We start from the raw sequence: 24,478 nt of genomic DNA on the forward strand, positions 1-24,478 counted from the left end.
GGGCGTTGAGGCCAGCTACTGGTCTTCGTCGAAGCGGCGCGCGACTAGGTCGCTGAGCGCGGCCACGGCCTCGGCCGCGTCGGGACCCTCGGCCCGCACCTCGACGCCGCAGCCGATGCCGGCCCCCAGCATCAGCAGGCCCATGATCGAGCGGGCGTCGACGGTGACCCCGTCGCGGGTGACGGCGATCTCGGACTGGAACTCAGAGGCCAGCTTGACGAATTTGGCCGAGGCCCGGGCGTGCAGGCCGCGCTGGTTGCAGATGTTCAGCACCGCCTGGGCGGAAGGGGCGACGTCGCTCATTTCTCGCCCGCGAGGACCCAGGAGGCCACCGAAATGTATTTGCGGCCCGCGTCCTGGGCATGGGCCACGCAGGCCTCCAGGCTTTCGCGGCCGCGCACGCTGGCCAGCTTGATCAGCATGGGCAGGTTCAGTCCGGCGATGACCTCGGCGCCGGTCTGCTCCATCACGGAAATGGCCAGGTTGGAGGGGGTGCCGCCGAACATGTCGGTCAGCAGGATGACGCCCTCGCCCTCGTTGACCGCGGCGGCGGCGTCGACGATGTCGCGGCGGCGCCGCTCCATGTCGTCGTCGGGGCCGATGCAGATGGCGGCCACGCCGCGCTGCGGCCCGACCACATGCTCCATCGCCGACAGGAATTCGGAGGCCAGACCTCCGTGGGTGACGATCACCAGCCCGATCATTTAGGCTTCACCAAAGACATACGCCCCCGCCCGCCCTCCGCAAGCGACAAGCCCGTCTTCATAGGGCAATCGGCCCCCGGATCAAAGGGCGCCGTCACACGGCGCGCTCAGGTCGGCCATGGCGGCCCCCACGACCAGGGGCGCCGAGGCGGGGCGGGGGTCCAGGGTCAGGCGGGGCAGGACGACGCCCTCGACCACGTCCAGGGCCGCCGCGGGCAGGCGTTCGACCGGCTCATGGGTCAGGCGCAGCGACAGGACGATCCGCGCCAGGGGCAGGAAGGGCCGGTCGATGATGCCCAGGCCCCGCACCTCCATCCGCCCGGCGATGGTCGCGGGCGCGGCGGCGTAGAGGGCGCCGCCGCAGGCGAAGGCGTGCACCCAGTCGTCGCCGACCAGCCGCCAGCCGTTCCGCATCAGCCGCAGGGCCAGGTCGCTCTTGCCCACGCCCGATGGTCCCTGGATCAGCGCTCCGCGCCAGGCGCCGCCCAGGCGCACGGCCGCGACGGTGGCGTGCAGGGGCTGGCGCGGCGCGCTCACGGGCGCTTGCTCGCGGCGGGCAGCCGCACCTCGAAGCGGGCGCCGACCACGGCGCCGTCGGGGGCCTTGCGGTTCTCGGCGTGGACGCGTCCGCCGTGGGCGTCCACGATCTGGCGCACGATCGACAGGCCCAGGCCCGAGTTGGCGCCGAAGGCCGTGCCCTTGGGCCGGGAGGTGTAGAAGCGCTCGAACACCGTCTCCAGGTTCTCGGCCGGGATGCCGGGGCCGTCGTCCTCGACGCGGATGCGCAGCGGCAGGTCCGGCTGGCTGTCGTCGCGGTCCAGCCGCACCCGCACCTCGCCGTCCGGCGGGCTGAAGGAGCGGGCGTTGTCGATCAGGTTGCGGAACACCTGGCCCAGGGGGATGTCGCGGCCCACGACCCGGGCGTTGTCGGCGGTCGAGGCGAAGCGCACCTGGGCCTCGCCCGCCTTCTGGCCCGACTCATAGACGCCGATGATGTCGCCCAGCAGTTCGTTCAGGTCGATGGCGCGCGGCCGATCGCGCGACAGTTCGGCGTCCAGGCGCGAAGCGTTGGAGATGTCGGTGATCAGCCGGTCGAGGCGTCGCACGTCCTGCTGCAGCAGGCCGGTCAGGCGCGCGCGCTGCTCTTCGGTCTTGACCAGGGGCAGGGTCTCCAGGGCCGAGCGGATCGAGGTCAGGGGGTTCTTGATCTCGTGCGAGACGTCGGCGGCGAAGCGTTCGATGGCGTCCATGCGCGTCGACAGGGTGTCGGTCATCGATTCCAGCGCGCGGGCCAGGTCGCCGATCTCGTCCTTGCGGTCCTCCAGGTCGGGCAGGGAGATGGCGCGGGCGCGCTGCAGGCGCACCTGGTCCGCCGCCGCCGACAGCCGCATCACCGGCCGCGCCACGAACAGGTGCAGCACCAGGGAAGCCAGAAGGTTCACCGCCAGGGCCACCAGGGCGAAGGGCGTCAGCGCCCGCCGCTGGGCGGCCAGGGTCTTGTTGACGTCGCCGGCCTCCAGCGTCAGCACGCCCAGCACCTGCTGGACATGGCGCACCGGCAGGGAGACCGAGACGACCCGCTCGCCCTCCTCGTTGCGGCGCAGGCCCGCCTGGGGCACGCCCTGAAGGGCGCGCTCGACCTCGGCCGAAAGCTCGGCGTTGGCGCGGGCCAGGCGCGCCTTTTCGCGAGGCGAGGCCTCAGTCGGCGCCAGGGCGGTCCCGGCCGGATGCGCCGGGGGCAGGGGCGCGCCGGGGATGGCGTCGCTGACCCGGAAGGAGTCGGACACCTCGATGCCGTCGATGTCGAACAGACGCGCCCGCTGGCCCGCCGGAATGAAGTTGTCGCGCAGCCACAGGGCGGCGGCGCGATCATCCAGCATGGGGTAGGGGTCGCCCTGGGTGATGCCCAGCTCGCCCAGGACGTTGGCCAGAAGCTCGGCCTGGACGCTCAGGGACTCCTGGCGCGCCTCGATCAGGCCGCGCTTCCATTCGTTCAGCAGCAGGGCGCCGCCGAACAGGATCAGCAGACTGAGCAGGTTGAGGGCGAGAATGAAGCCGCCCAGGCGCGAGCCGCCGAAGCGGAATCGGCGCCGCGCCGGGACGTCTTCGGGTTCAGCTCTCGCGATAGCGGTATCCGACGCCATACAGGGTCTCGATAGCGTCGAACTCGGGGTCGACCATGCGGAACTTCTTTCGCATCCGTTTCACATGGCTGTCGATTGTGCGATCGTCGACATAGACCTGATCGTCATAGGCGGCGTCCATCAGGTTGTCGCGGCTCTTCACGAAGCCGGGGCGCTGAGCCAGGGCCTGAAGCAGCAGGAATTCGGTCACCGTCAGCTTGACCGGCTTGCCGTCCCAGGTCGATTCGTGGCGCGCCGGGTCCATCGACAGCTTGCCGCGCTTGATCGCCTTGCCGGCTTCGCTGCTCGGGTCGACGGCCTCGATCCCCTCCACGCCCGAGCGGCGCAGCAGGGCCTTCACCCGCTCGATCAGCAGGCGCTGGCTGAAGGGCTTGTGGATGTAGTCGTCGGCGCCGAGGTTGAAGCCGAGGATCTCGTCGATCTCCTCGTCCTTGGAGGTCAGCATGATGACCGGCAGGTTGGACGTCTGGCGCAGGCGGCGCAGCACTTCCATCCCGTCCATGCGGGGCATCTTCACATCCAGGATCGCCAGGTCGGGCGGCGAGGTTTCCAGCGCCTCCAGGCCCGAGGCGCCGTCGTGATAGGCGGTCACCTTGTGGCCGTGGCTCTCCAGCGCCAGGGACACGGAGGCCACGATGTTCTCGTCGTCGTCGACCAGGGTGATGTTAGCCAAGGGCTTCTCCTTAGTGCGGGCGGACGATCGTCCGATCGCCGTATCCGATAACGCGCGGCAAGCGTAACCGTTCTATGCATTCGCGGTGAGTTTGCGGCCACCGCAAAATGGTTCGCCTGAGTCTGCCTTTCAACCCGCGCCAGGGAAAGCGAAACCTCGCCTTAAAGCCTGATCGGCAGGATGCGGGGGTCTTCTGCCGCGAAGGACGCCATGGCCGGTCCGGTTCACTACGAAATCTACATCCGCCGGACACCGCCCGCCGACTGGACGCTGTCGCAGGCTCTGGAGGACCGCAAGCGCGCCGTCGAGACGGCGGAGGATCTGCTGCGCGATCGCCACGCCGTGGCCGTGCGGGTGACCAAGGAGACGCTGAACCCCGAGACCATGGAGTTCGCCAGCGTCGTCATCCTGAACCGGGGCGCGCCCGAGGTGAAGCGCAAGCGGCCGCCGACGAACGAGCCGCGCGGCCCCGGCTGTCGCGGGGTCCAGGACCTCTACGCTCCCCATGCGCGCGAAACCATCGGTCGCATTCTCGAGGACTGGCTGAACCGCCAGGGCGCCACGGCCTTCGAACTGCTGCATCGGCCCGACCTGGCCGAGCGGCTGGAGGCGTCCGGCGTCGAGCTGCAGCACGCCGTCCAGAAGGTGGCCGTGCCCGAGGCGCAAGGCGACGGCGGCCAGTCCGTGCACGAACTGATGCGTCATTATCAGCGCCTGGCCGAACAGGCGATCGAGCGCCTGCTGCAGGCGGGACGGCGCAAGCTCTTTCCCAGCCTGGCCGACCGCTCCGTCGCCGACCTGGCCCACGGGCTCAGCGGCACGTCCGAACGCGCCTTCATCATGGGCGGGATCGTCGCCGGGGCCTTGCGGGGCGTGACGGGCGCGCGGGCGCGGCTCGAACGGCTGATGGACATCTGCGACCGCGCTCCCGCCGACGGGCCGCCGCGGGCCCTGGTGTTCGTTCCCGTCGAACAGATCCTGTGCGAGTTGCTGGGAACGCGCGTCGGCCTGGCCCAGATTCTCGGCCCCGGCCTGGACCAGGGCTCCAGCCTGGCGGCGGTGGTGCGCATGGTCGCCCCGCGCGAGATCGGGGCCGTCGTCGCCCATGATGCGCGCATCGCCCTGCTGGTGCCGCCGGTGGAAGGGCCGCCCGCCCGTCTGGGCGAGCGGCTGGCGGCGGGCGAGTTTCCCCTGCTCGCCGCCGCCCTGGCCCGCATCGTCCTGCGCGAACTGATGAGCCAGCGCCGGCTGCGTCCGGGCGACGCGGTCGGCGAGATCGACATCCTGCGCGCCCTGGCCACCGCCCTGACGGCCACGGCGGGTCGGCTGCTGACCCTGGAGGAGGTCCAGAACGCCTTCATCGAACGCTCGCGCAGCCTAGTCGCCGCCGATTTCGTCGCCGCCTATGTCGCGGGCTGTCCGACTGTCCTCGCCGAGGCCGAACGGCTGACGCGGCTGTGCGAGAACGTCACCGGGGGCGCCAACAAGCGGGCGGCGGCGCGCTGGCTAGACGCCTGCGTCGCCTCCCTGCGGTTCGAGACCGAGCTGCGGGCCAAGGGACCGGGGGCCCTGCCGCCGGGGCAGCGCCTGCTCGCCCTGGCCGGCCTGCAGCGAGCGGTGCGCAACGCCGGCCTGCCTGAACGTGAGACCCAGGCAGTCGTCGACGCACTGGGCGTGGTCGGGGGCGCGGTCGAGGCTGACGCCCGGTTGACGGCCCAGCTCGCCCGTGCCGCCGCCCCGGCGCCGCAGAAGCTGGCCGCCCTGCTGCGGCTGGCGGCGACCGAGACCGGCCCCAGCGGCCCCGTGGCCGAGCGCGCCCGGGCCGAGGCCCTGCGCCTGCTGCGCGCGCCCGAAACCCGCGCCGCCCTGAGCGTCGAGCCGCAGGCGGTGCAGACCCTGCGGCCCCTGATGCAGGCGGTCGGCCTGGCGGCCTGACCGCGCGCTGCGGTCAGTCGAAGATGTCGAAGATGTCCAGCCGCTTCTTCTTCTTCTTGCGGTAGTGATAGTCGTCGTCGCGGCGGCGGTCGTGCTCATGGCGGTCGTCGCGATAGCGCGGCGGCTCGCGATAGGTCGACGGGTTTCCCCAGGGCTGCTGGGCGGCGGGGGCAGGCGCGACGGCACGGCCCTCGTCGGCGGCGGCGGCCATCAGCTTCTCCAGCTCGCCGCGATCCAGCCAGACGCCGCGACACGTCGGGCACATGTCGAACTGGACGCCGTGGCGGTCCAGCGTCTGCATGGGCGCATTGTCGTTGGGGCACATCAGCAGGGGCATCTTCATCCTCTTTCGTCGTTGAAAGCGGTCCGACATCACGCCGCCGAAGCGCCGCCAGAGGGGCCCGTCCCGCTAGACGAAAAGAGGTAGGGAAGGGCGCTCCGCGCGACAACGCGCCGCGTCGCCGCAGGGGGCGTTCACCGCCGAAACGTCAGCAGTGCTGGCCCGCCGCCCAGCCCGACGACCACGCCCACTGGAAGTTGTAGCCGCCCAGCCAGCCGGTGACGTCCGCCACCTCGCCGACGAAGAACAGGCCGGGGACGCTCTTGGCCTCCATCGTCTGCTGGTCCAGCACGGCGGTGTCGACCCCGCCCAGCGTCACCTCGGCGGTGCGGTAGCCTTCGGAGCCGACCGGCTTGACCGTCCAGGCGTTGACCGCCTCGGCCAGGGCGCGAAGCTTCTTGTCCCCGACCTCGGCCAGCTTGCCCGACAGGCCCTCGCGCGCGCACAGGGCCTCGGCCAGGCGGCGCGGCACGACGTGGCCCAGGGCCGTATGCACCGCCTGCTTGCCGTTCTCGCTCTTGGCCGCCAGCAGTTCGGCCGCCGCGTCGCGGTCGGGGGCCAGATCGATGGTGATCGCCTCGCCCTCGCGCCAGTAGGAGCTGATCTGCAGGATCGACGGTCCCGACAGGCCGCGATGGGTGAACAGCAGGCCTTCGCGGAAGACGGTCTCCTTGGCCGGGCGGCCGGGACCGGCCTCCTTCGGCGCCTTGTGGCGCACCACGGCGTCCACCGACACCCCGGCCAGCGGCTTGAGCTGCTCCAGCAGGCCCGGCTCGAAGGTCAGGGGGACCAGGGCGGGCCGGGTGTCGGTGACGCGCAGGCCGAAGCGCCGCGCGACCTCATAGCCCCAGCCGGTGGCCCCCATCTTGGGAATCGACTTGCCGCCGCTGGCCACGACCAGAGACGCCGCCGTCACGCGCGATCCGTCGTCCAGATCGACCTGAAACCGCTCGCCCGCACGCTCCACCGTTTTGACGCCGACGCCCAGCGACAGGGTGACGCCCGCCGCCTTCATCTCGTCGGTCAGCATGCGGATGATCTGCTTGGCGCTGTCGTCGCAGAACAGCTGGCCCAGGGTCTTTTCATGCCAGGCGATGCCGTGGCGGTCGACCATTTTGATGAAGTCGTGCTGGGTGAAGCGCCGCAGGGCCGACAGGGCGAAGCGCGGGTTCTCGCCCAGGAAGTTGGCGCCGCTTGTCCCCAGATTGGTGAAGTTGCAGCGGCCGCCGCCCGAGATGCGGATCTTCTCGCCGGGCGCGCGGGCGTGGTCGATCACGCGCACGCGCCGGCCGCGCTTGCCCGCCTCGATGGCGCACATCATGCCGGCCGCGCCGGCGCCGACGATCAGGACGTCGATGTCTGAAGACTTCATCGCCCCGCCCTAGCAGGGTCCGGCCCGGCCAGGGAAGGGCGCGAAGCGGCGCCTTACAGGCCCAGCATGGCCCGATAGGTCGGATGCACCTGATCGGCGTATTCCGGGTGCTTCTTCAGATAGCCCGAGAAGAAGGGGCAGGTCGGCAGGACCACCAGCCCCTTGGCCTTCAGGTCGGCCAGGATGTGCCTGGCCATGCGGCTGGCGATCCCACGACCCTCCAGCGCGACCGGCACCAGGGTCTCGGTGATCAGCCGTCCGCCCGCGACGGGGTTGTAGATGATCACGGCCGTCTCGCCGTCGACGGTCAGCTCGTAGCGCTTGGCCTCTTCGTTGTCGCGGATGTCGGGGTCCAGGCTCATGTCAGGTCCTTGGTGGGAGGCAGGGGTCAGTGCGCGTCGTCCCAGTTTCCGGCCGCCTTGGCCTCGACGTCCAGAGGCACGGTCAGGGCGACGGCGGGGAGGGCGGCGCCCTCCATGACGCGGCGGATGACGGCGACGGCGCGCTCGGCCTCGGCTTCGGGGGCCTCGAACACCAGTTCGTCGTGGACCTGCAGCAGCATGCGGGCCTGAAGGCCCGCCTCGGCCAGGGCGCCGGGCATGCGGATCATGGCGCGGCGGATGATGTCGGCGGCGGCGCCCTGGATCGGGGCGTTGATGGCCGCGCGCTCGCCGAACTGGCGCTCGGCGCCCGATTTGGAGTGGATGGCCGGGATGTGGATGCGCCGCCCGAAGACCGTGGTGACGAAGCCCTGTTCCTTCACCAGCGCCTTCGTCGCATCCATGTAATTGCGGATGCCGGGGAAGCGCTCGAAATAGGTCTTGATGTAGGCCCCGGCCTCGCCCTGGTCGATGCCCAGCTGGGCGGCCAGGCCGAAGGCGCTGATGCCGTAGATGATGCCGAAGTTGATGGCCTTGGCCCGGCGGCGCGTCTCGGCGGGCATGCCCTCGACCGGCACGCCGAACATCTCCGACGCCGTGGCGGCGTGGATGTCGAGACCGTTCTTGAAAGCGCGCTTCAACTCGGGAATGTCGCCGATGTGGGCCAGCAGGCGCAGCTCGATCTGGCTGTAGTCGGCGCTGATCAGCACATGGCCGGGCGAGGCGATGAAGGCCTGGCGGATCTGCCGGCCGGTCTCGGTGCGGATCGGGATGTTCTGCAGGTTCGGATCGGACGAGGCCAGGCGCCCCGTCGTCGCCGCCGCCAGCTGATAGGAGGTGTGGACCCGGTTCGTCTGCGGGTCCATCGCCGCCACCAGGGCGTCGGTATAGGTGCCCTTCAGCTTGGACAGCTGGCGCCAGTCCAGGATGGTGCGAGGCAGGGCCTGCGTCTGAGCCAGCTCCTCCAGCACGCTGGCGTCGGTGCCCCACTGGCCGCTGGCGGTCTTCTTGCCGCCGGGCAGGTTCATCTCGCCGAACAGGATCTCGCCGATCTGGCGCGGGCTGCCGACGTTGAAGGGACGGCCCGCCAGCTTGTGCGCCTCCTCCTCCAGCTCGGCCATGCGCTGGCCGAAGGTCGAGGACAGGGAGCGCAGACGGTCCGGATCGACCCGCACCCCGGCCCGCTCCATGTCGGCCAGGACGGCGGGCATGCCGCGTTCCAGCGTCTCATAGACGGTGGACAGGCCCTCGGCCGCCAGGCGCGGCTTCAGCAGGCGATAGAGGCGCAGGGTCACGTCCGCGTCCTCGGCGGCGTAGCAGACGGCCGACTTCATCTCCACGTGCTTGAAGCTCTTCTGGCTCTTGCCGGTCCCGGCCACGCTCTTGAAGGTCATCGGCTCGTGGCCGAGGTGCAGCCGCGCCAGCTCGTCCATGCCGTGGCCGTGCAGACCGCCTTCCAGCACGTAGGAGATCAGCATCACGTCGTCGATGGGGGCGACGCGCACGCCGCGCCGGGCCATGACGGCGAGGTCGTATTTGATGTTCTGGCCGACCTTCAGCACCGACGGGTCTTCCAGCAGCGCCTTCAGCCGGGCCAGGGCCGTCGGCTTGTCGATCTGCTGCAGCGGCGGGCGCGCGTCTCCGCCGTCGCCGAAGTCGAGGCCGCCGTCGCCGGTCGGCTCATGCTCATGCGTCAGGGGGACGTAGCAGGCGTCGTTGGGGCCCACGGCCAGCGACACCCCGCACAGCCCGGCGTGGGTCGAGGACAGGGCGTCCGTCTCGGTGTCGAAGCCGACCACGCCCACCGCCTTCGCCCGCGCGATCCAGCGGTCGAGGTCTTCCAGCGTCTGCACGCACTCATAGCGATCATGATCGATCGCCTGGGGCTCGGCCGGGACGGCGACTTCGGTCTGGCCATAGCGGGGCGTAACCACCGGGACGCTTGGCTGGCGCGCGAAGGTCGAGCCTTCCTTCTGCGGCGCCTTGCCGTCGCCGACCCGGCGGGCCAGCGAGCGGAACTCCATCATCTCTAGGAAGGCGGACAGGGTCTCGGGGTCCGGGTCGCGGATGACGAAGTCGTCGATCGGTTCGGGAATCGGCGCGTCGCAGGTCAGCTTGACCAGTTCGCGCGACAGGCGGATCTGGTCGGCGAAGTTGATCAGGGTCTCACGGCGCTTGGGCTGCTTGATCTCGCCGGCGCGGGCCAGGAGCGTATCGAGGTCGCCGTACTCGTGGATCAACTGGGCCGCCGTCTTGGGGCCGATGCCGGGAGCGCCAGGCACGTTGTCGACGCTGTCGCCGATCAGGGCCTGGACCTCCACCACCTTGTCGGGCGCGACGCCGAACTTTTCGAACACGGCTTCTTCTTCGAGCCGGCGATCCTTCATCGGGTCGTACATGACCACGCCGCCGCCGATCAGCTGCATCAGATCCTTGTCGGAGCTGACGATCACCGCCTCGCCGCCCGCGTCGCGCGCCTTGCAGGCGTAGGTGGCGATCAGGTCGTCGGCCTCATAGCCGGCCATCTCGACGCAGTGGACGCCGAAGGCCTTGGTGGCCTCGCGCACCAGCGGGAACTGGGGCACCAGATCCTCGGGCGCCGGGGGGCGGTGGGCCTTGTATTGATCGTAGAGGTCGTTGCGGAAGGTCTTCTCCGAATGGTCGAAGACGGCGACCAGGTGCGTCGGCCCGTCCTCGCCCTTCATGTCGCGGATCAGCTTCCACAGCATGTTGCAGTAGCCCTGCACCGCGCCCACGGGCAGGCCGTCCGACTTGCGGGTCAGCGGCGGCAGGGCGTGGTAGGCGCGGAAGATGTAGGCCGAGGCGTCGATCATCCACAGCCGCAGCGGCGGCCCGTCTTGGGTGAGGGGGCGGGCGGCGGATTCGGCGGGCGCGTCGGTCATGGCGCGAACATAGGGGGCGGAAGGCGCGGCGTCATCCGGGCTTCCACTTTCCTCCCCACTGTGTGGGGAGGGGGACCACGAAGTGGTGGAGGGGCCAAACCAGCGGAGCCAGGCGGCCCCTCCGTCACGGACGCTGCGCGCCCGCGCCATCTCCCCATGAAATGGGGAGGAGAGGCGGTGCCGTCTTACGGCTGCCAGCCGCCCGGCGTTTCGGGGACGACGTCCTCGCCTTCGTCGGAGACCTCGCCGCGGGTCTTCTTCACCTCGGCCCAGGCGGCGCGCAGCAGTTCGGTCACGCCCTCGCCCGAGACGCCGGACACCAGCATGGGGCGTCGGCCCGCGACCGCCTCCAGCGCCGCCGCCTTCTCCTCGCGGGCCTCGGGCGTCAGGGCGTCGATCTTGTTCAGGGCCAGAATCTCGGTCTTGTCGGCCAGGCCTTCGCCATAGGCCTCCAGCTCGCCGCGGATGATGCGATAGGCCTCGACCACATCGTCCTGCGTGCCGTCGATCAGGTGGATCAGGCTGGCCGAGCGCTCCACGTGGCCCAGGAAGCGCGTGCCGAGCCCTGCGCCCTCGCTGGCGCCCTCGATCAGGCCGGGGATGTCGGCGATGACGAAGCGTTCCGACGGGCTCAGGTCCACCATGCCCAGGTTCGGGGTCAGGGTGGTGAAGGGATAGTCCGCCACCTTGGGCCGCGCCGCCGAGACGGCCGACAGGAAGGTCGACTTGCCCGCGTTGGGCAGGCCCGCCAGGCCGATGTCGGCGATCAGCTTCAGCCGCAGCCAGATCCAGCGCTCCTGGCCGTCCTGGCCGGGGTTGGCGTGGCGCGGCGCCTGGTTGACCGGCCCCTTGAAGCGGGTGTTGCCCCAGCCGCCGTTGCCGCCGGACAGCAGCTTCACCTTCATGCCCGCCTCGTCCAGGTCGACGAGCACCGTCTCCTTGTCCTCGTCCAGCACCTGGGTGCCGACGGGCACGCGCAAGACCACGTCCTCGCCCTTGGCGCCGTGCATGTTGCGGCCCTGGCCGTGGTGGCCGGTCTGGGCCTTGAAGTGCTGCTGGTAGCGGAAGTCGATCAGGGTGTTCAGCCCCTCGGCCGCCTCGACCCAGACGTCGCCGCCCTTGCCGCCGTCGCCGCCGTCCGGGCCGCCGTTGGGAATGAATTTTTCGCGGCGGAACGAGACGGAGCCCGCGCCGCCGTTGCCGGAGCGAATGTAGATCTTGGCCTGGTCGAGGAACTTCATGGGCGCCTTATGGCCGAAGAGAGCGGCGAATTACAGGCCGCCCCCTCCATCAGCGAATTTCGAAGTCGAAACTGAACGTTCGATCGCCGTTGGTGCTCGATTCCGCTCGGGCCGCGCGCATGGAACGCAGAGCCTCCATGCCGAAGCCGTAGCCGACGGGGGCTTCCGCCACGATGACGCAATTCGCCGGCGTTCCGGCCGTGAAGGCGCAACGAAGCGTCGCGCTGCCGCCCACCTTGGCCTGAAGCGCCTTGCCGGGCATCTCGAGGCCCGGGGATCTGGCCCAGCGTATCGGCGCCTCGTCCGCAGGCAGAGACGGGGGCGCCGTCGGCTGCGTCCCGACCTCTTGCGCAGCCAGCGCCGACAGGAGCGCGATCAGAAGCATGGGAATTCCCGATGATTTAACCCGGCGGACAGTCTGGGATTCGCCCGCTTGGAGCAAGCGGCCGTCAGCCGCGCGCCCAGACGCCGAAGGGATCGCGCCACTCCAGGCCCAGGGCCTGGGCCACGGCCGGGTGGGTGATCTCGCCGTTCAGCACGTTCAGCCCCCGAGCCAGGTGGGGGTCCTTCTTCAGCGCCTCCAGCCCCTGGTCGGCCAGGGCCAGGCCGAAGGGCAGGGTGGCGTTGTTCAGAGCCTCGGAGCTGGTGCGCGGCACGGCGCCGGGCATGTTGCCGACGCAGTAGTGGATGACGCCGTCGACCACATAGGTCGGCTCGTCGTGGGTGGTCGGGCGCGAGGTCTCGAAACAGCCGCCCTGGTCGATGGCGACGTCGATCAGGACGCTGCCGGTCTTCATCGTCTTGAGCTGTTCATGACGGACCAGGGTCGGGGCCTCGGCCCCGGGAACCAGAGCGGCGCCGATGACCACGTCGGCCTTGACCAGTTCCTCCTCGATGGCGTGCATCGAGGAATAGCGGGTGATGACCCGTCCGCCGGTCACTTCGTCGATCTGGCGCATGCGCGGGATCGACCGCTCCAGCACCACCACCTCGGCGCCCAGGCCCATGGCCATGCGCGCGGCGTTCAGCCCCACGACCCCGCCGCCCAGCACCAGGACCCTTGCAGGGGCCACGCCCGGCACGCCGCAGAACAGCAGCCCCATGCCGCCCTTGTGCTTCAGCAAGGTCTCGGCCGCCGAGAAGACGGCGATGCGCCCCGCCACCTCGGACATGGGCGCCAGCAGGGGCAGGCCGCCGTTCTTGTCGGTCACCGTCTCATAGGCGACGGCGGCGCATTTCGACGCCAGCAGGGCCTGCGTCTGCTCGGGATCGGGCGCCAGGTGCAGGTAGGTGAAGAGGATGTGCTCGGGTTTCAGCAGGGCGAACTCGGTCGGCTGCAACTCCTTGACCTTCACAATCATCTCGCTGCCGGCGAAGACAGTCCGGGGGTCGGGGGCGATGCGGGCGCCCGCCTTGACGTAGTCGGCGTCGGAAAAGCCCGCGCCGAGCCCGGCGCCCGTCTCGATGCAGACGGCATGGCCGTGAGCCACGTATTCGCGCACGGCGGCCGGGGTCAGGCCGACGCGATGTTCATTGGGCTTGATTTCTCGGGGGGAGCCGACGCGCATGTTTCTTCCAGAGTCCTGGCCCATCAGCAGGGCGCGCGGACGCTAAACAAGCGGATGTTCGCGCGCCAGTGAAAAATAAAACCCCGCCGATCGAAAGTCGTTCGGCGGGGTCCAGAGGGTCGCTTCGAGAGGCGCCGATCAGTTCTTGCCTTCCTTGGCCGCGTCCTCGACGGCCTGGCCGGCTGCCTTGGTGTCCTTGCCGACGCCCTGAATGGTGTTGCAGGCGGCGGTGGTCAGGGCCGTGGCGGCGAGGGCCAGAATGATGAGTTTGCGCATGGAACGCTCCTGAGAGAGTTGGGCCTGGCGGAGCCGGGGCCGCTGGCTTTCAGAACGCCACCCTCAAGGTCGGGTTCCGCTGACGCGGAAGGCGGCGACCTGGTGGATGCGGGCGGGGCCCTGGGCCTGCGGGGTGGCGAAGGTCAGGCGGGCGATGCAGCCGCCGTCCGGACCGGGGACGAGTTCGGCCTCGCCGCGCAGCTGTTTGGCGAAGGCGATCATCAGGGTGCGGCCCACCCCCGCCGAGGCGGGGTCGGCCACGCCGGGCCCGTCGTCCTGCACTTCCAGGACGCTGGTCTCGCCCAGCACGCGGAAGCGGACCTGCAGGTCGCCGCCCCGCTCGGCGAAGGCGTGCTTCTGGGCGTTGGACACCGCCTCGACCAGCCACAGGGCCAAGGGCGCCAGCTTGTCGGGGTCGATGACCAGGGGATCGGCCTCGACCGTCGTGGTCACCAGCGGGCCGCGCACCGCCGCCCCGGCGACCAGCTGGCCGACCAGCTCGCGCAGGAAGGTGCCCGAGTCGGCCTCGCGGATGGGTTCGCTCTGGTAGAGGATGCGATAGATCAGAGCCAGGGCGCCGATCCGCTGGCGGGTGTCGCCCAGGGCCGCGCGCGCGGCGGGATCGTTCACCGCCCTTTGCTGCATCGACAGCAGGGAGGAGATGATCTGCAGGTTGTTCTTCACCCGGTGGTGGATTTCGCGCATCAGCGCGTCCTTCTCGTCCAGGGCCTCCAGCAGGGCCCTGTCGCGGCGGGTGATGGTCTCGCCCAGCGAGCCGAGGGTGCGCGCCAGAACGCGGATTTCGGCCGGGGCGTGCTCGGCCTGGACCGGGCGCACCGAAAAGCGGCCGCGCGCATAGATGGCGGCCACCCGCTCCAGATAGGCCAGCCAGCGCACCACGATCCGCTCCGACAGCAGCATGACGGCGGCGAAGGTGGCCAGCCACGCCGCCAGCGGCAGCAGGAGGGTGCCGAAGGGATTGAGCCGGGCCCACGACAGCAGGCCCGGCGCCGGCGCCGACAGCAGGACGAAGACGTCGCGCCCGGACAGGGGCGCCCCGGCATAGACTTGGCGGCGGCCCCGTGCGTCCCGCGCCTCGAACAGGGCGGTGTCGCCGCGCTGGGCGTTGGCGGCCCAGGTCGCGATCGCCCGCGGGTCGTCGAGGACGAAGGCGGCGGGCTCGGTCGCGGTCAGGATGCGCCCGGAGGCGTCGAGCAGCGCGGCCTGGGACCCCAGGGGCAGGGCCGGGTCGAGAATGTCGGGCTGCAGCGCCGTCAGCGGCAGGACGGCGGCGATCGCGCCCTGGAAGGCGCCCAGGGGACGCTCTGAGCGCACGCCCACGATCAGGGCACCGGGCTCGCCGGCGGCCCATTCCATGGCCACCTCCTCGCCGCGCTTCAGCCGCTGGTACCAGGCCTGTTCGCGCGTCTGGGCGGACGACACGACCGCGGCCGAACGGGAGGCGCAGACCGGTTCGCCCGTGGCGCTGTAGCGGGACAGGGCGGCGATGCCGTCCAGCCGGTCCACCAGGGCGGTCAGTCGCGGCTCGCAATAGAAGCCGACGCCCTCGGGCGCGAGGGCCTGCAGCAGCACCACGGCGCTGTCGATGCTGACCTTGGCCTCGGCGGCGCTGCGGTCGGCGGCGAGCTGAAGGTCGATGCGCTGCTGCTCGGCCTGGCGACGGAAGCCGGCCTCGGTCTGGACGGCGGCCAGCATCAGGATTGGCAGAAGCGCGACCGCCATGGCCAGGCCGAGACGGAAGCGGATTCCCTGAACGCTGGGCCGCCCGAGCTTGCGCCCCATGAAGCGGCCCGTGACTCGGCCCAGAACCCGGCCGATCCGCAGCATGATTATTCGCGCCCGGCGCCGCTCAGCCGGTCGGCGTCGGCCAGGATGGAGCGCATCGCGTCACCGGCGGACTTTCCATCGCGGACGTAGCCGCCGCGTTCCAGTGTGGCCTGCAGCGCCTTGCGGGCGCGCGACACCCGGCTCTTGACCGTGCCGACGGCGCACTGGCAGATCTCGGCCGCCTCCTCATAGGCGAAGCCCCCAGCGCCGACCAGGATCAGGGCCTCCCTCTGTTCCTCGGGCAGGGTCTGCAGCGCCTGGCGCAGTTCGTCCAGGGCGACCGGGGCCTCGGGGTCGTCGACGGCGATCAGGGTGCGTTCGGCGGCTTCCTGGTCCAACTGGGTCTGGCGCCACGAGCGGCGCTTTTCCGAATAGAACTGGTTGCGCAGGATCATGAAGGTCCAGGCCTTCATATTGGTGCCCATCTGATAGCTGGCCCGGGCGTCCCAGGCCTTCATCATGGCTTCCTGGGCGAGGTCGTCCGCCGAGGTGGGGTCGCCGGTCAGGGTGCGGGCGAAGGCGCGCAGGTGCGGGATCAGGGTGACCAGTTCGGCCTTGAAGGCGCCGTCGTCGGCCGACGGGGGCCGGGGAGCGGTTTGAGTGCTGGTCACTGCCCCTCCTTGGCCGACGACGCCTGATCGGCGCGTCGCAGAATCTCCAGGAATTCGTCCGGGACGGGCTCGTTGACGACCTCGTCGAACATGTGACGCAGTTTCACGCCGATGGCCTGCTGGCGCAGGCGCACCTCTTCGAGCCCTCGTTCGCGCGACGGAGTCCCGTCGGGGTGCGCGGGGGTATGCTTGGTCTTGATCATTGAGTGTCCGGCCGCCGCCCAAGCCTGTTTGAATCGCTCATAGAAGCGGAGAACGCCGCCTCCGCCATAGAGTTCCTAGGCCGCCGCGTTTTTATGCTCAAGCTTGAGGCGCCGTCGGGAACCGTGGCCCTTTTGATACGTTGACCAGCCGAGAGCCTCCAAATTACGGCGGCGCCGAGAACGTCGGGGAAAGAACCACCATGAGCCTTTTGGCCAGACTTGCGCCTCATCTGCCCTATGTCCGTCGATACGCCCGCGCGCTGACTGGCGATCAGAGCACGGGCGACAACTACGTTCGCGTGGCGCTTGAAGCCCTCGCGGCGGGGGAGCGCCAACTGCCGGCGGACATGACGCCGCGCGTGGCCCTGTATCACGTCTTCCACGCCATCTGGTCGGCCACGGGGGCCCAGCTCGAGGACGGCGGCGCCGCCGAGGGCGACGACGCGGCCCACCGCCTGATGCGCATTTCGCCGCGATCGCGCCAGGCCTTCCTGCTGACCGCCCTCGAGGGCTTCACCCCGTCCGAGGCGGCCCAGATTCTGGGCGTCGATCCGCGCACGGTCGAACGGCTGATCGCCGAGGCCCAGTCCGACATCGACGCCGAACTGGCCACCGACGTGCTGATCATCGAGGACGAGGCCATCATCTCGGCCGACATCGAAAGCCTGGTGCGAGAGCTGGGCCATCGCGTCACGGGCACGGCCACCACCCATGACGAGGCCGTTGACGCCGTGTCGCGTCATCGCCCCGGCCTGGTCCTGGCCGACATCCAGCTGGCCGACGGTTCGTCGGGCATCGACGCGGTCAAGGACATCCTCAAGCGCTTCGACGTGCCGGTCATCTTCATCACCGCCTTCCCCGAGCGGCTGCTGACCGGCGAGCGGCCCGAGCCGACCTTCCTGATCACCAAGCCCTTCCAGCCGGAGACGGTGAAGGCGGCGATCAGCCAGGCCCTGTTCTTCCACCCCTCGCGCCAGAAGCAGGCCGCGTAGGGGCGAGGACGCCGGACCGTTCCGCAAAGGCCTCGAGGCGCTGTCTCGGGGCCTTTTTCGTGTCTAGGTGGCCGGTTTCGCCAGCTCCGCCGCCGGCGCTTCGACCGGCGCCTCGACCGGCGCTGGTTCGGAGGCGTTGTTTTGACGCTGGAAGCCGCTGTTGCTGATCGCCCACATGCCGAGCAGCAGGACGGCGGTCGCGCCGGCCGAAAGCAGCAGGATGACCAGGATGCGCCGTCCGCTGCGTCCCTGGCGCACATACTGGGCCTCGACCGCCTCGCCGTGCTGGACGGGATCGGCCGAATGCGAATGGGGGTCCTGATGGGTCATGGCGCTCCCTTTCCGGCGGGGTCCCACTGTTTCAACCTGTGGAAGGCAACGCCTGTCCGAAGCGGCCCGTTCCCCCCTTGTCCGTCGTCCCCGCCGTCCCTTGTCCGGCGGCGCTGGAATTTCGCCGGCGACGGGAACCGGATTGATCAGACGTCGTTATGAGACTGCCGAGGACGTGCCCCCGGATCGGCTTTTTGTCGATTTTCGTCCTCGCCTCATTCTCGATGATGCGCACCTAGGCGGATCCTTCCGGATCCGCCTATTTTTTGTGTCCGGTCGCGGCGGGCTCGACATCGCCGCGCCGGGCGCCAGTATGGGTCCAGAAAGAAAACCCGGAGGGAGACGGTCATGAGCTCGCGCAATCGCCAATGGATCCTGCGTCAGCGCCCCCGGGGCCTGGTCCAGGACGGCGACCTGGAGCTGGTCGAGACGCCGATCCCCGACCTGCGGCCGGGCGAGGCGCTGGTGCGCACCATCTATCTGTCGATTGACCCGACCAACCGCACCTGGATGAACGAGAGTGAAGGCTATCTGCCGCCGGTCGGCCTGGGCGAGGTCATGCGCGGCCTGACGCTGGGCGTGGTCGAGCAGTCGCGCGGCGAGCGGTTCAAGGCGGGCGACCTGGTCATGCCCCTGTCGGGCGCCTGGGCCGACTACGCCGTCGTGCCCGAGGCGGGCCTGCGGCCGGTCCACCGCGCGCCGGGCCTGCCGCTGACCGCCAATATGTCCGTGCTCGGCATGACGGGGATGACCGCCTATTTCGGCGTCACCGACGTGCTGAAAGCGCAGGCGGGCGAGACCCTGGTGATCTCGGCGGCGGCGGGGGCGGTCGGCTCGATCGCCGGCCAGGTGGCCAAGCAGCGCGGCTGCCGCGTCATCGGCGTCGCCGGCGGCCCGGACAAGTGCCGCTGGCTGACCGAGGAGCTCGGCTTCGACGCCGCCGTCGACTACAAGAACGAGGACGTCGGCGCGGCCCTCGACCGCCTGGCGCCGGACGGAATCGACCTCAATTTCGAGAACGTCGGCGGCGACATCATGATCGCCGTCTGGAACCGGCTGAAGGTGCATGGCCGCATGGCCGTCTGCGGCCTGATCTCGGCCTACAACGCCACCCGCATGCCGCCCTCGCCCAATTTCGCCCGCCTCATCACCCACCGGCTGGAGGTGAAGGGCTTCCTGGTCCTGGACTACGCCCACCGCGCCAAGGAGATGGTCGCCGAGATGGGCCCCTGGCTGACGGACGGAAAGATTCACTGGAAGGTCCACGTCGACGACGGCCTGGAAGGCGCGGTCGGCTCGCTGAACCGCTTGTTCACCGGCGATCATGACGGCAAGCTGCTGGTCCGGGTTTCGGAGGAGCCGGCCGCCTGAGCGAGGACGGACCTAGGGACGAGAAGGAAATGACCGAGCCGCTGCACGTGCATTTCGAGGACCTCGAGATCGGCCAGGTCGTCCCCCTGGGCGCCTGCGCCGTGGACGCCGGGGCGCTGGACCTGTTCGCCGAACGCTTCCTGCCGGGCTGGGACGTCGCCTACGGCGCGCCCGAGGCCATGGTCTACGCCCTGTGGAGCCGCCTGGCCGCCGATCGCACCAGCGGCTGGGCCGGGGCCAAGACCCTGGCCGTCGACGGCCTGCGCTTCCTGCGCAACCCGCCCGCCGGGGAGCTGCTGCGCGGGCGGCTGACCGTCATGGGCAAGGACCCGGTCGGCGACGAAAAAGGCGTGATCATCGCCCAGCAGGACCTGCTCGACGAGGCCGGCCGCCTGGTCTTCTCCTGCCTGACGCGTGCGCTGGTGGCGCGGCGGTGAAACCACGCCCTTCTCCCCTTGCGGGAGAAGGATGAAAAAACGCCCCGCCGGGGTCCGACGGGGCGTTTCCATTTTATCACTTCATAAGGGCCTCAAGCCGCGCGAACGCGCGTCAGGCCCCTAGGAAATTCAGGCGTTGGCGGCGACCGGCTGCTTGGCGGCGCGGGTCAGGGCCAGGGCGATCAGGCGGTCCCAGCCCAGCAGCGACACCAGGTGGGCGTAGATCTGGCCCAGGGCGCCGTTGTCGCGCAGCTCGGCCAGCTTCTCGGCCGGCAGGGCCTTCAGCTTGTCTTCCGAGACGGCGAAATATTCGGCGATCTTCTGCGGCGCGCCGGCCGAGCCGTCGGCGTTGCGCGGGGTGTAGTTGGCCTCGCGCGTCTCGAACAGGTCCATCTCCTTCAGCAGGTTGACGAAGGACTCGGTGCGCAGGCGCTCCTGCTCGAAGTTGTTGCAGAACTCCATGCCGAAGTTGACGTAGCCGCTGGGCTGGCCGTTCTCGAACAGGGGGGTCTCGCCGCCTTCGACGACGAAGGAGGCGCCGCGGTCGATGCACAGCACCAGGCGCTTTTCCTGCTCGTCATTGGCGAAGACGAAGGGATAGCGGCGGACGTAGGCCGGGATGTAGGCGTCCGGGCGGAAGTCGCCGTTCTCGATGTAGAGGTTCTCGCCGGCGTTCAGGCCCATGGCCACGACCGGCTGCTTGGCGTCGCCGACGAAGATGATCGGATAGGTCAGGGCGGCCGGGGCGAACTCCGTCACCGTCAGCGGCACCACATTGGTCTGGGCGACGAAGGCGTAGGGCTTGTCCGCCGGGGTCACGCCCAGCTTGCCGTGGGCCTCGGCCGACAGGGGCTCCGGCTGGGAATAGAACAGGACGTTGCCCGACAGGGGGCTGTTCGCTTGGGTGGCGTCGGTCATGGAAGGTCGGATCTTCTGAACAGAAAGGTCGGGTGTTCTAGCCTATGGCCGAAGCCGCCGCAAACGCCGCCGTTCGCCCAACCTCTGCCGTCGGACGGCCGGGTGCGACGCCGGATGTGGTTGCAGCGTCCGTCGCGAGCCCCTAGCTGTAGTCCATGGGTCTCGCCTGCGATCACGAACACGCCGACAGCCGGCCCGACGCCGTCCAGGTGGCGCACGCCCTGGCCGTCGTTGAGGCGCGCTGCGTCGCCGAGGGCGAGCGCATGACCGCCCCGCGCCGTCGGGTGCTGGAGCTGCTGCTGACGGCCGGCGAGCCGGTCAAGGCCTATGACCTGATCGCCCGCTACGGCGCCGACGGCCAGGCCGCCAAGCCGCCGACCGTCTATCGCGCCCTGGAGTTCCTGGAGAAGCGCGGCCTGGCCCACCGCATCGCCTCCATCAGCGCCTATGTCGCCTGCACCGCCGACGCCACCGGCGAAGACCGGGGCCATGCGGCGGCCTTCCTGATCTGCGACTGCTGCGGCGCCACCGAGGAGGTGGCGGTCCAGGGCGGCGACGCCTTCGCCCAGGCCGCCGCGGGCGCCGGCTACGCCATCGAGCGCACCACCATCGAGGGCCACGGCCGCTGTCCGGCCTGCCGCGTGGCGGCCTGACGCCGATGGACGATCTGGCCCTGGCCGCGCCGCGCCGGATCACCGTCCCCATCGACAACCGCTGGGGCGGGGGCGAGATGGCGGTGCTGGACTTCGGCGATCCCGCCCGCCCGGTCGACCTGGTCTTCGTCCACGCCAACGGCTTCAACGCGGGCGCCTACCGCTCTCTCCTCCAGCCCCTGTCCGGCGCCCTGCGCATCTGGGCTCCTGATCTGCGCGGCCACGGCCGCACGCGCCTGCCCGCCGCGCCCGAGGGCCGGCGCAGCTGGAAGGATCACCGCGACGACCTGATCGCCCTGCTGGCGGCGATCGACGGCCCGCCTGTCGCCCTGGCGGGCCACTCCATCGGCGGGACCAGCGGCCTGCTGGCCGCCGCCGAGCGGCCCGAGCGGGTGTCGCGCCTGCTGCTGCTCGATCCGGTCGCCTGGCCGCGTCCCATGACGGCGGCCCTGAACCTGCCCCTGGTCGGGCGGCTGTCGCGGCGCTTTCCCATCGTCACCGGCACGCTGAAGCGGCGCGCCCTGTTCGACAGCCGCGAACAGGCCCTGGCCGCCTATCGCGGGCGCGGCGCCTTCAAGGGCTGGCCGGACCGCGTCCTGGCCGACTATCTGGCCGACGGCCTGGTCGAGACGGACCGGGGCATGGAGCTGGCCTGCCGCCCGGCCTGGGAGGCCTCCAACTACGCCGCCCAGGCGCACGACCCCTGGCGCGCCCTGGCCCGCTATCCCGGCGCGGTGCGTATCCTCAAGGCCGAGACGGGAAGCCTGTGCGCCGTCCCGCCGTCCCGGCGGCGTCCGAGCGTCGCCGTGGAGACCGTGGCCGGCGGCGGCCACCTGTTCCCCATGACCCACGCCGAGATCACGCGCGACGCCCTGTTCGACCTGGCGGCCTGATCCTTTCCACTTGGCGGGCCGTCGGCGGCGCGTTAGGAAAACAAACAGGGAACGGGGGCTTCGAACGCATGACGCCAGAACTCACGGTGCGCCGCGCCACGGCGGCGGACGCCGAGGACCTCCATGCCTTGATGCGCGCCCTGGCCGAGCACGAGGGCGAGGCGGCCTATCTGGCGGCCACGCCCGCCAGCCTGGCGCAGGCCTTGGCGGCCCAGCCGCCGCGCGCCGCCTTCCTGCTGGCGGAACTCGATGGCCGGGCGGCGGGATACGTCTCCTGGACGCGGGTTTACGGCATCTGGCGGGGCAGGGATTACTTCAACCTCGACGACCTGTTCGTCGCCGAGGCGGCGCGCGGCGCCGGGGTCGGCGAGGCCCTGATGCGGGCCTTCGCCGCCGAGGCTGCGGTCGAGGGGCTGGGCGGGCGCTGGGAGGTCAAGACGGCCAATCACGGAGCCCGGCGCTTCTACGCCCGCCTCGGCGCGACGCAGACCGAGAAGGTCGTGGTGCACTGGTCGGCCGAGGCCATGCGGACGACGGCCTGAGCCTCGGGGCTTGCCGTCAAGCTGTGCGGTGGTAGGCCTGGGGCACGATGACCGCCGCCTCTTCCCATCTGCCGCGCCTCCTGCTGGGATCGCTGATCGGCGCCGTCCTGGGCCTGCTGATGCTGGGCGTGGCCCTGGCCGCCTGGTGGCTGGCGGCGGCGCGGCATGAGCCGCAGCGGCTCGTCGCGCCCGAAGGGTTCGAGGCGCGGCTGGAGGCGGCGGCGGGGCCGGCCGCCGTCGGCCTGCCGCCGGTCTATGTTTATGACCCCGGCGGGCCGGGTTCGCGAGGCGAGGGCTGGACGGCCCAGATCGCGCCGGAACTGGCGGCCCAGGGACGCGACCTCCGCTTCGTTCCCGCCGAGGACCTGCTCCTGGCCCGCGAGATCGAAGGCCTGGCGCGGCGTTGGGCCGAGCCGCCGCGCCGTCCCCTGCTGATCTGGCGCGACGCGGGCGGCCTGATGCTGTGCCGATGCGACCATCCGCGCGCCCGGGCCCAGGCGCGTCAGCGGCTGGCGCGGCAGGTCCCTGAGGCGTCAGCCGCTGACGCAGTCGTCGCCGAGGCTATTCCGGCCCGCGAGGCCGAGACGGGTCGGCCCTATCCCCGGCTGGGGCCGCCCCCGGCCGAGGCCGCGCCCGTTCCGGCGTTCGCCGCGGCGTTCGACGCGCCCGCCTTGTCTCCCGCGCCGCGCCTGCCCGGCGATCCAGCGTCCGACGGGGCCGTGGCGGCCACCCGGGCGGCGGCCGCGCCGCGCCGTGCGCCCGCGCCGCGCCGCGCCGATCCGCCCCAGGCGCAACGCGACGCCGACAGCCTGTTCTTCTGACGCCTCAGTCCAGGCGGGCGCAGGCGTGGATCAGGCGATCGACGTCCTCCTCGCTCTGATACAGGCCGAAGCCGAAGCGGATCACGTCATCGCGCACGTCGGCGATGACGTTCATGTCCTGCAGGGCCGCCTTCCAGCGCGGGGCGTCGGCGTGGCGCAGGGCCAGGAAGCGGGCGCGCGGCGCCGTCCCCTCGACCGGGTTGAGAATCTCGGCCCTGGCCAGCGTTCCGGCCTGGCCGCCCTGGACCGCCGCCTGGAACCGGGCCTGGAGGCCGCGCGCATGGTCGGCGACCGTCGCCGTGGTCAGGCCCTGCCGGTCCAGCATCCGGCGCACGGCGTTGAAGCGGTAAAGAGCGCTGGCGTCGAAGGTGGCGCCCCAGAAACGGCCGCCGTCGGTGCGGTACTGGACCCCGCCGGGCGGGCCTTCCAGATGGCCGAACTCGGCGAACCAGCCGGTCACGACCGGGCGCGGGCCGAAGCCGGGCGGGGCGTGCAGGAAGCAGGCGCCTTCGCCCGCCATGGCGTATTTGTAGCCGCCCGCCAGGTAGAAGATCCTGTCCGCCACGGCCGACAGGTCGGTCGGCGTGGCCATGAAGCCGTGGTAGCCGTCGACCACCACCCACGGCCCGGCCGGATCGGCCAGCGCCGCCAGGTCGACGATGCGGTCGAACAGGCCGCCGGTGCGGAAGAAGACCTGGCTGACGAAGATGAGGTCATGACCGCCCGCTCGGGCTGCCGCGACGAAGCGCTCGGCGAAGGTCTCGAACGGCGCCAGGGGCACGCGGGTGACGACGGCCTGTCCGGCTTCCTCCCAGCGCTCCGACTGGCGGCGGAAGGAGTGGAACTCGCCGTCGGTGGCCAGGATGCGCACGGGCGCCTTGTCCGCCGCCGAGACGATGCGCAGCAGGATCTCATGGGTGTTGGGGGCGAAGATCAGACTGTCGGGCGAAGGCAGGCCCAGTTCTGCGGCCACATGACCCTGCGCCTCTGGAATGACTTCGCCGAAGATCAGCTCCCATTTGCGGTCGGCGAAACGGTTGGCCTCGGCCCAGGCCTGGACCTGGCCGTCGAAGCTGGCGTCGGGCCACAGGTGGTGGCTGTGGGCGGCGAAATGCAGCCGCTCGGGATCGAGGCCGAGCGCGCGCGAGAACAGGGGCTTGAAGGTCATGACGCCACGCTAACCCGAGCGGCGGGCGGCGTCACCGGGCGGTTTTGCGCGCGGCTGGTCCTGCTTCCCTTCCCCCTCGATGGGGGAAGGGCAGGGATGGGGGTGTGAACGCGACGGTTCAGGAAAAAGGCGGGAGACGTCGGCGTCTCCGCGCT

Annotated in this window: 27 protein-coding genes; 8 read left to right on the forward strand and 19 right to left on the reverse strand. The window is 70.7% G+C overall.

All coding sequences use genetic code 11. The annotated features are described in order from the left end of the window. Positions 1–15: 15 nt before the first annotated feature. The 5 genes from D8I30_RS06250 to D8I30_RS06270 all read right to left on the reverse strand — a co-directional run bounded on the left by D8I30_RS06250 (position 16) and on the right by D8I30_RS06270 (position 3,521). The gene (locus D8I30_RS06250) at positions 16–303 is read right to left on the reverse strand and encodes an HPr family phosphocarrier protein (protein WP_121481975.1); all 288 of its coding nucleotides are present in this window, start codon (positions 301–303) and stop codon (positions 16–18) included. After that, positions 300–704, reverse strand: a complete 405-nt coding sequence (locus D8I30_RS06255; RefSeq protein WP_003169842.1) for a PTS sugar transporter subunit IIA — start codon at positions 702–704, stop codon at positions 300–302. The genes D8I30_RS06250 and D8I30_RS06255 overlap by 4 nt, the downstream gene beginning before the upstream one ends. 81 nt (positions 705–785) lie before the next feature. After that, positions 786–1,241, reverse strand: coding sequence for an HPr kinase/phosphorylase (locus D8I30_RS06260; protein ID WP_121481976.1), 456 nt, complete (start codon positions 1,239–1,241; stop codon positions 786–788). Further along, positions 1,238–2,848, reverse strand: coding sequence for an ATP-binding protein (locus tag D8I30_RS06265; protein ID WP_121481977.1), 1,611 nt, complete (start codon positions 2,846–2,848; stop codon positions 1,238–1,240). The genes D8I30_RS06260 and D8I30_RS06265 overlap by 4 nt, the downstream gene beginning before the upstream one ends. Continuing rightward, positions 2,817–3,521, reverse strand: coding sequence for a response regulator transcription factor (locus D8I30_RS06270; protein WP_121481978.1), 705 nt, complete (start codon positions 3,519–3,521; stop codon positions 2,817–2,819). Before D8I30_RS06270 ends, D8I30_RS06265 begins: the two co-directional genes overlap by 32 nt. A gap of 210 nt (positions 3,522–3,731) precedes the next feature. Here D8I30_RS06270 and D8I30_RS06275 point away from each other — a divergent pair, with 210 nt between their 5' ends. Next, positions 3,732–5,456 carry a hypothetical protein gene (locus D8I30_RS06275; protein WP_121481979.1) on the forward strand — a complete coding sequence of 575 codons (1,725 nt, stop codon included), beginning with the start codon at positions 3,732–3,734 and terminating at the stop codon, positions 5,454–5,456. A gap of 13 nt (positions 5,457–5,469) precedes the next feature. Here the strand turns inward: D8I30_RS06275 and D8I30_RS06280 are convergent, their stop codons facing one another. The 11 genes from D8I30_RS06280 to D8I30_RS06330 form a co-directional block, all read right to left on the reverse strand. Next, positions 5,470–5,793, reverse strand: a complete 324-nt coding sequence (locus tag D8I30_RS06280; protein ID WP_121483417.1) for a zf-TFIIB domain-containing protein — start codon at positions 5,791–5,793, stop codon at positions 5,470–5,472. Between the two features lie 151 nt (positions 5,794–5,944). Continuing rightward, positions 5,945–7,168 (reverse strand): NAD(P)/FAD-dependent oxidoreductase, encoded by a 1,224-nt coding sequence (locus D8I30_RS06285; RefSeq protein ID WP_121481980.1) that lies wholly within the window; start codon positions 7,166–7,168, stop codon positions 5,945–5,947. Between the two features lie 53 nt (positions 7,169–7,221). Then, entirely contained in the window at positions 7,222–7,530 is a 309-nt protein-coding gene (locus D8I30_RS06290) for a GNAT family N-acetyltransferase (protein ID WP_121481981.1), read from the reverse strand. A gap of 26 nt (positions 7,531–7,556) precedes the next feature. After that, positions 7,557–10,451: a DNA polymerase I gene (gene polA, locus D8I30_RS06295; protein WP_121481982.1), complete on the reverse strand. Its 2,895-nt coding sequence runs from the start codon at positions 10,449–10,451 to the stop codon at positions 7,557–7,559. Between the two features lie 185 nt (positions 10,452–10,636). Further along, a complete protein-coding gene (gene obgE, locus D8I30_RS06300; protein WP_121481983.1) occupies positions 10,637–11,692 on the reverse strand; it encodes a GTPase ObgE in 1,056 nt (351 codons plus the stop codon). A 49-nt stretch (positions 11,693–11,741) separates the two neighbouring features. Next, positions 11,742–12,077, reverse strand: a complete 336-nt coding sequence (locus tag D8I30_RS14375) for a hypothetical protein (protein WP_162938820.1) — start codon at positions 12,075–12,077, stop codon at positions 11,742–11,744. Positions 12,078–12,141: 64 nt separating this feature from the next. Further along, positions 12,142–13,260: an alanine dehydrogenase gene (gene ald, locus D8I30_RS06310; protein ID WP_121481985.1), complete on the reverse strand. Its 1,119-nt coding sequence runs from the start codon at positions 13,258–13,260 to the stop codon at positions 12,142–12,144. Positions 13,261–13,398: 138 nt separating this feature from the next. After that, positions 13,399–13,536: an entericidin A/B family lipoprotein gene (locus D8I30_RS06315; RefSeq protein WP_121481986.1), complete on the reverse strand. Its 138-nt coding sequence runs from the start codon at positions 13,534–13,536 to the stop codon at positions 13,399–13,401. 63 nt (positions 13,537–13,599) lie between these two features. After that, a complete protein-coding gene (locus tag D8I30_RS06320) occupies positions 13,600–15,384 on the reverse strand; it encodes a sensor histidine kinase (RefSeq protein WP_346426489.1) in 1,785 nt (594 codons plus the stop codon). A gap of 2 nt (positions 15,385–15,386) precedes the next feature. Beyond that, positions 15,387–15,995, reverse strand: coding sequence for a sigma-70 family RNA polymerase sigma factor (locus D8I30_RS06325; protein WP_121481987.1), 609 nt, complete (start codon positions 15,993–15,995; stop codon positions 15,387–15,389). Beyond that, on the reverse strand, positions 15,992–16,198 hold the full coding sequence (locus D8I30_RS06330; RefSeq protein ID WP_121481988.1) for a NepR family anti-sigma factor: 207 nt from the start codon (positions 16,196–16,198) through the stop codon (positions 15,992–15,994). The genes D8I30_RS06325 and D8I30_RS06330 overlap by 4 nt, the downstream gene beginning before the upstream one ends. 200 nt (positions 16,199–16,398) lie before the next feature. Between D8I30_RS06330 and D8I30_RS06335 the strand changes: the two genes are divergently transcribed. After that, complete coding sequence (locus D8I30_RS06335) at positions 16,399–17,190, forward strand: response regulator (protein ID WP_121481989.1); 792 nt, start codon at positions 16,399–16,401, stop codon at positions 17,188–17,190. 63 nt (positions 17,191–17,253) lie between these two features. Here D8I30_RS06335 and D8I30_RS06340 read toward each other — a convergent pair whose 3' ends face one another. Next, positions 17,254–17,520 (reverse strand): hypothetical protein, encoded by a 267-nt coding sequence (locus D8I30_RS06340; RefSeq protein ID WP_121481990.1) that lies wholly within the window; start codon positions 17,518–17,520, stop codon positions 17,254–17,256. Positions 17,521–17,868: 348 nt separating this feature from the next. Between D8I30_RS06340 and D8I30_RS06345 the strand changes: the two genes are divergently transcribed. Both D8I30_RS06345 and D8I30_RS06350 read left to right on the forward strand, forming a co-directional pair. Then, positions 17,869–18,891, forward strand: coding sequence for an NADP-dependent oxidoreductase (locus D8I30_RS06345; RefSeq protein ID WP_121481991.1), 1,023 nt, complete (start codon positions 17,869–17,871; stop codon positions 18,889–18,891). Positions 18,892–18,920: 29 nt separating this feature from the next. Next, complete coding sequence (locus D8I30_RS06350; protein WP_121481992.1) at positions 18,921–19,328, forward strand: MaoC family dehydratase; 408 nt, start codon at positions 18,921–18,923, stop codon at positions 19,326–19,328. Between the two features lie 129 nt (positions 19,329–19,457). On the opposite strand, the gene D8I30_RS06355 is transcribed toward D8I30_RS06350, so the two are convergent. Next, positions 19,458–20,246 carry a SapC family protein gene (locus tag D8I30_RS06355; protein WP_121481993.1) on the reverse strand — a complete coding sequence of 263 codons (789 nt, stop codon included), beginning with the start codon at positions 20,244–20,246 and terminating at the stop codon, positions 19,458–19,460. A gap of 155 nt (positions 20,247–20,401) precedes the next feature. Here D8I30_RS06355 and D8I30_RS06360 point away from each other — a divergent pair, with 155 nt between their 5' ends. From D8I30_RS06360 to D8I30_RS06375, 4 genes are all read left to right on the forward strand, one after another. Continuing rightward, the gene (locus D8I30_RS06360) at positions 20,402–20,899 is read left to right on the forward strand and encodes a Fur family transcriptional regulator (RefSeq protein ID WP_121481994.1); all 498 of its coding nucleotides are present in this window, start codon (positions 20,402–20,404) and stop codon (positions 20,897–20,899) included. Between the two features lie 5 nt (positions 20,900–20,904). Then, positions 20,905–21,792: an alpha/beta hydrolase gene (locus tag D8I30_RS06365; RefSeq protein ID WP_121481995.1), complete on the forward strand. Its 888-nt coding sequence runs from the start codon at positions 20,905–20,907 to the stop codon at positions 21,790–21,792. Positions 21,793–21,860: 68 nt separating this feature from the next. Continuing rightward, on the forward strand, positions 21,861–22,334 hold the full coding sequence (locus D8I30_RS06370) for a GNAT family N-acetyltransferase (RefSeq protein WP_121481996.1): 474 nt from the start codon (positions 21,861–21,863) through the stop codon (positions 22,332–22,334). 47 nt (positions 22,335–22,381) lie between these two features. After that, on the forward strand, positions 22,382–23,155 hold the full coding sequence (locus tag D8I30_RS06375; protein ID WP_121481997.1) for a hypothetical protein: 774 nt from the start codon (positions 22,382–22,384) through the stop codon (positions 23,153–23,155). A 4-nt stretch (positions 23,156–23,159) separates the two neighbouring features. Here the strand turns inward: D8I30_RS06375 and D8I30_RS06380 are convergent, their stop codons facing one another. Further along, positions 23,160–24,323, reverse strand: a complete 1,164-nt coding sequence (locus tag D8I30_RS06380) for a class V aminotransferase (protein ID WP_121481998.1) — start codon at positions 24,321–24,323, stop codon at positions 23,160–23,162. Positions 24,324–24,478 lie beyond the last annotated feature (155 nt).

The organism is Brevundimonas naejangsanensis (genome assembly GCF_003627995.1).
Taxonomy (GTDB): Bacteria; Pseudomonadota; Alphaproteobacteria; order Caulobacterales; family Caulobacteraceae; genus Brevundimonas; species Brevundimonas naejangsanensis_B.

Excerpts from the sequence above, each read along its gene's own strand:
- D8I30_RS06250 (WP_121481975.1), bottom strand. The coding sequence starts at position 303 with ATGAGCGACGTCGCCCCTTCCGCCCAGGCGGTGCTGAACATCTGCAAC.
- D8I30_RS06255 (WP_003169842.1), bottom strand. The coding sequence starts at position 704 with ATGATCGGGCTGGTGATCGTCACCCACGGAGGTCTGGCCTCCGAATTC.
- D8I30_RS06265 (WP_121481977.1), bottom strand. The coding sequence starts at position 2,848 with ATGGCGTCGGATACCGCTATCGCGAGAGCTGAACCCGAAGACGTCCCG.
- D8I30_RS06275 (WP_121481979.1), top strand. The coding sequence starts at position 3,732 with ATGGCCGGTCCGGTTCACTACGAAATCTACATCCGCCGGACACCGCCC.
- D8I30_RS06280 (WP_121483417.1), bottom strand. The coding sequence starts at position 5,793 with ATGCCCCTGCTGATGTGCCCCAACGACAATGCGCCCATGCAGACGCTG.
- D8I30_RS06285 (WP_121481980.1), bottom strand. The coding sequence starts at position 7,168 with ATGAAGTCTTCAGACATCGACGTCCTGATCGTCGGCGCCGGCGCGGCC.
- D8I30_RS06290 (WP_121481981.1), bottom strand. The coding sequence starts at position 7,530 with ATGAGCCTGGACCCCGACATCCGCGACAACGAAGAGGCCAAGCGCTAC.
- polA (WP_121481982.1), bottom strand. The coding sequence starts at position 10,451 with ATGACCGACGCGCCCGCCGAATCCGCCGCCCGCCCCCTCACCCAAGAC.
- obgE (WP_121481983.1), bottom strand. The coding sequence starts at position 11,692 with ATGAAGTTCCTCGACCAGGCCAAGATCTACATTCGCTCCGGCAACGGC.
- D8I30_RS14375 (WP_162938820.1), bottom strand. The coding sequence starts at position 12,077 with ATGCTTCTGATCGCGCTCCTGTCGGCGCTGGCTGCGCAAGAGGTCGGG.
- ald (WP_121481985.1), bottom strand. The coding sequence starts at position 13,260 with ATGCGCGTCGGCTCCCCCCGAGAAATCAAGCCCAATGAACATCGCGTC.
- D8I30_RS06315 (WP_121481986.1), bottom strand. The coding sequence starts at position 13,536 with ATGCGCAAACTCATCATTCTGGCCCTCGCCGCCACGGCCCTGACCACC.
- D8I30_RS06320 (WP_346426489.1), bottom strand. The coding sequence starts at position 15,384 with ATGCTGCGGATCGGCCGGGTTCTGGGCCGAGTCACGGGCCGCTTCATG.
- D8I30_RS06330 (WP_121481988.1), bottom strand. The coding sequence starts at position 16,198 with ATGATCAAGACCAAGCATACCCCCGCGCACCCCGACGGGACTCCGTCG.
- D8I30_RS06335 (WP_121481989.1), top strand. The coding sequence starts at position 16,399 with ATGAGCCTTTTGGCCAGACTTGCGCCTCATCTGCCCTATGTCCGTCGA.
- D8I30_RS06340 (WP_121481990.1), bottom strand. The coding sequence starts at position 17,520 with ATGACCCATCAGGACCCCCATTCGCATTCGGCCGATCCCGTCCAGCAC.
- D8I30_RS06345 (WP_121481991.1), top strand. The coding sequence starts at position 17,869 with ATGAGCTCGCGCAATCGCCAATGGATCCTGCGTCAGCGCCCCCGGGGC.
- D8I30_RS06350 (WP_121481992.1), top strand. The coding sequence starts at position 18,921 with ATGACCGAGCCGCTGCACGTGCATTTCGAGGACCTCGAGATCGGCCAG.
- D8I30_RS06355 (WP_121481993.1), bottom strand. The coding sequence starts at position 20,246 with ATGACCGACGCCACCCAAGCGAACAGCCCCCTGTCGGGCAACGTCCTG.
- D8I30_RS06360 (WP_121481994.1), top strand. The coding sequence starts at position 20,402 with ATGGGTCTCGCCTGCGATCACGAACACGCCGACAGCCGGCCCGACGCC.
- D8I30_RS06365 (WP_121481995.1), top strand. The coding sequence starts at position 20,905 with ATGGACGATCTGGCCCTGGCCGCGCCGCGCCGGATCACCGTCCCCATC.
- D8I30_RS06370 (WP_121481996.1), top strand. The coding sequence starts at position 21,861 with ATGACGCCAGAACTCACGGTGCGCCGCGCCACGGCGGCGGACGCCGAG.
- D8I30_RS06375 (WP_121481997.1), top strand. The coding sequence starts at position 22,382 with ATGACCGCCGCCTCTTCCCATCTGCCGCGCCTCCTGCTGGGATCGCTG.
- D8I30_RS06380 (WP_121481998.1), bottom strand. The coding sequence starts at position 24,323 with ATGACCTTCAAGCCCCTGTTCTCGCGCGCGCTCGGCCTCGATCCCGAG.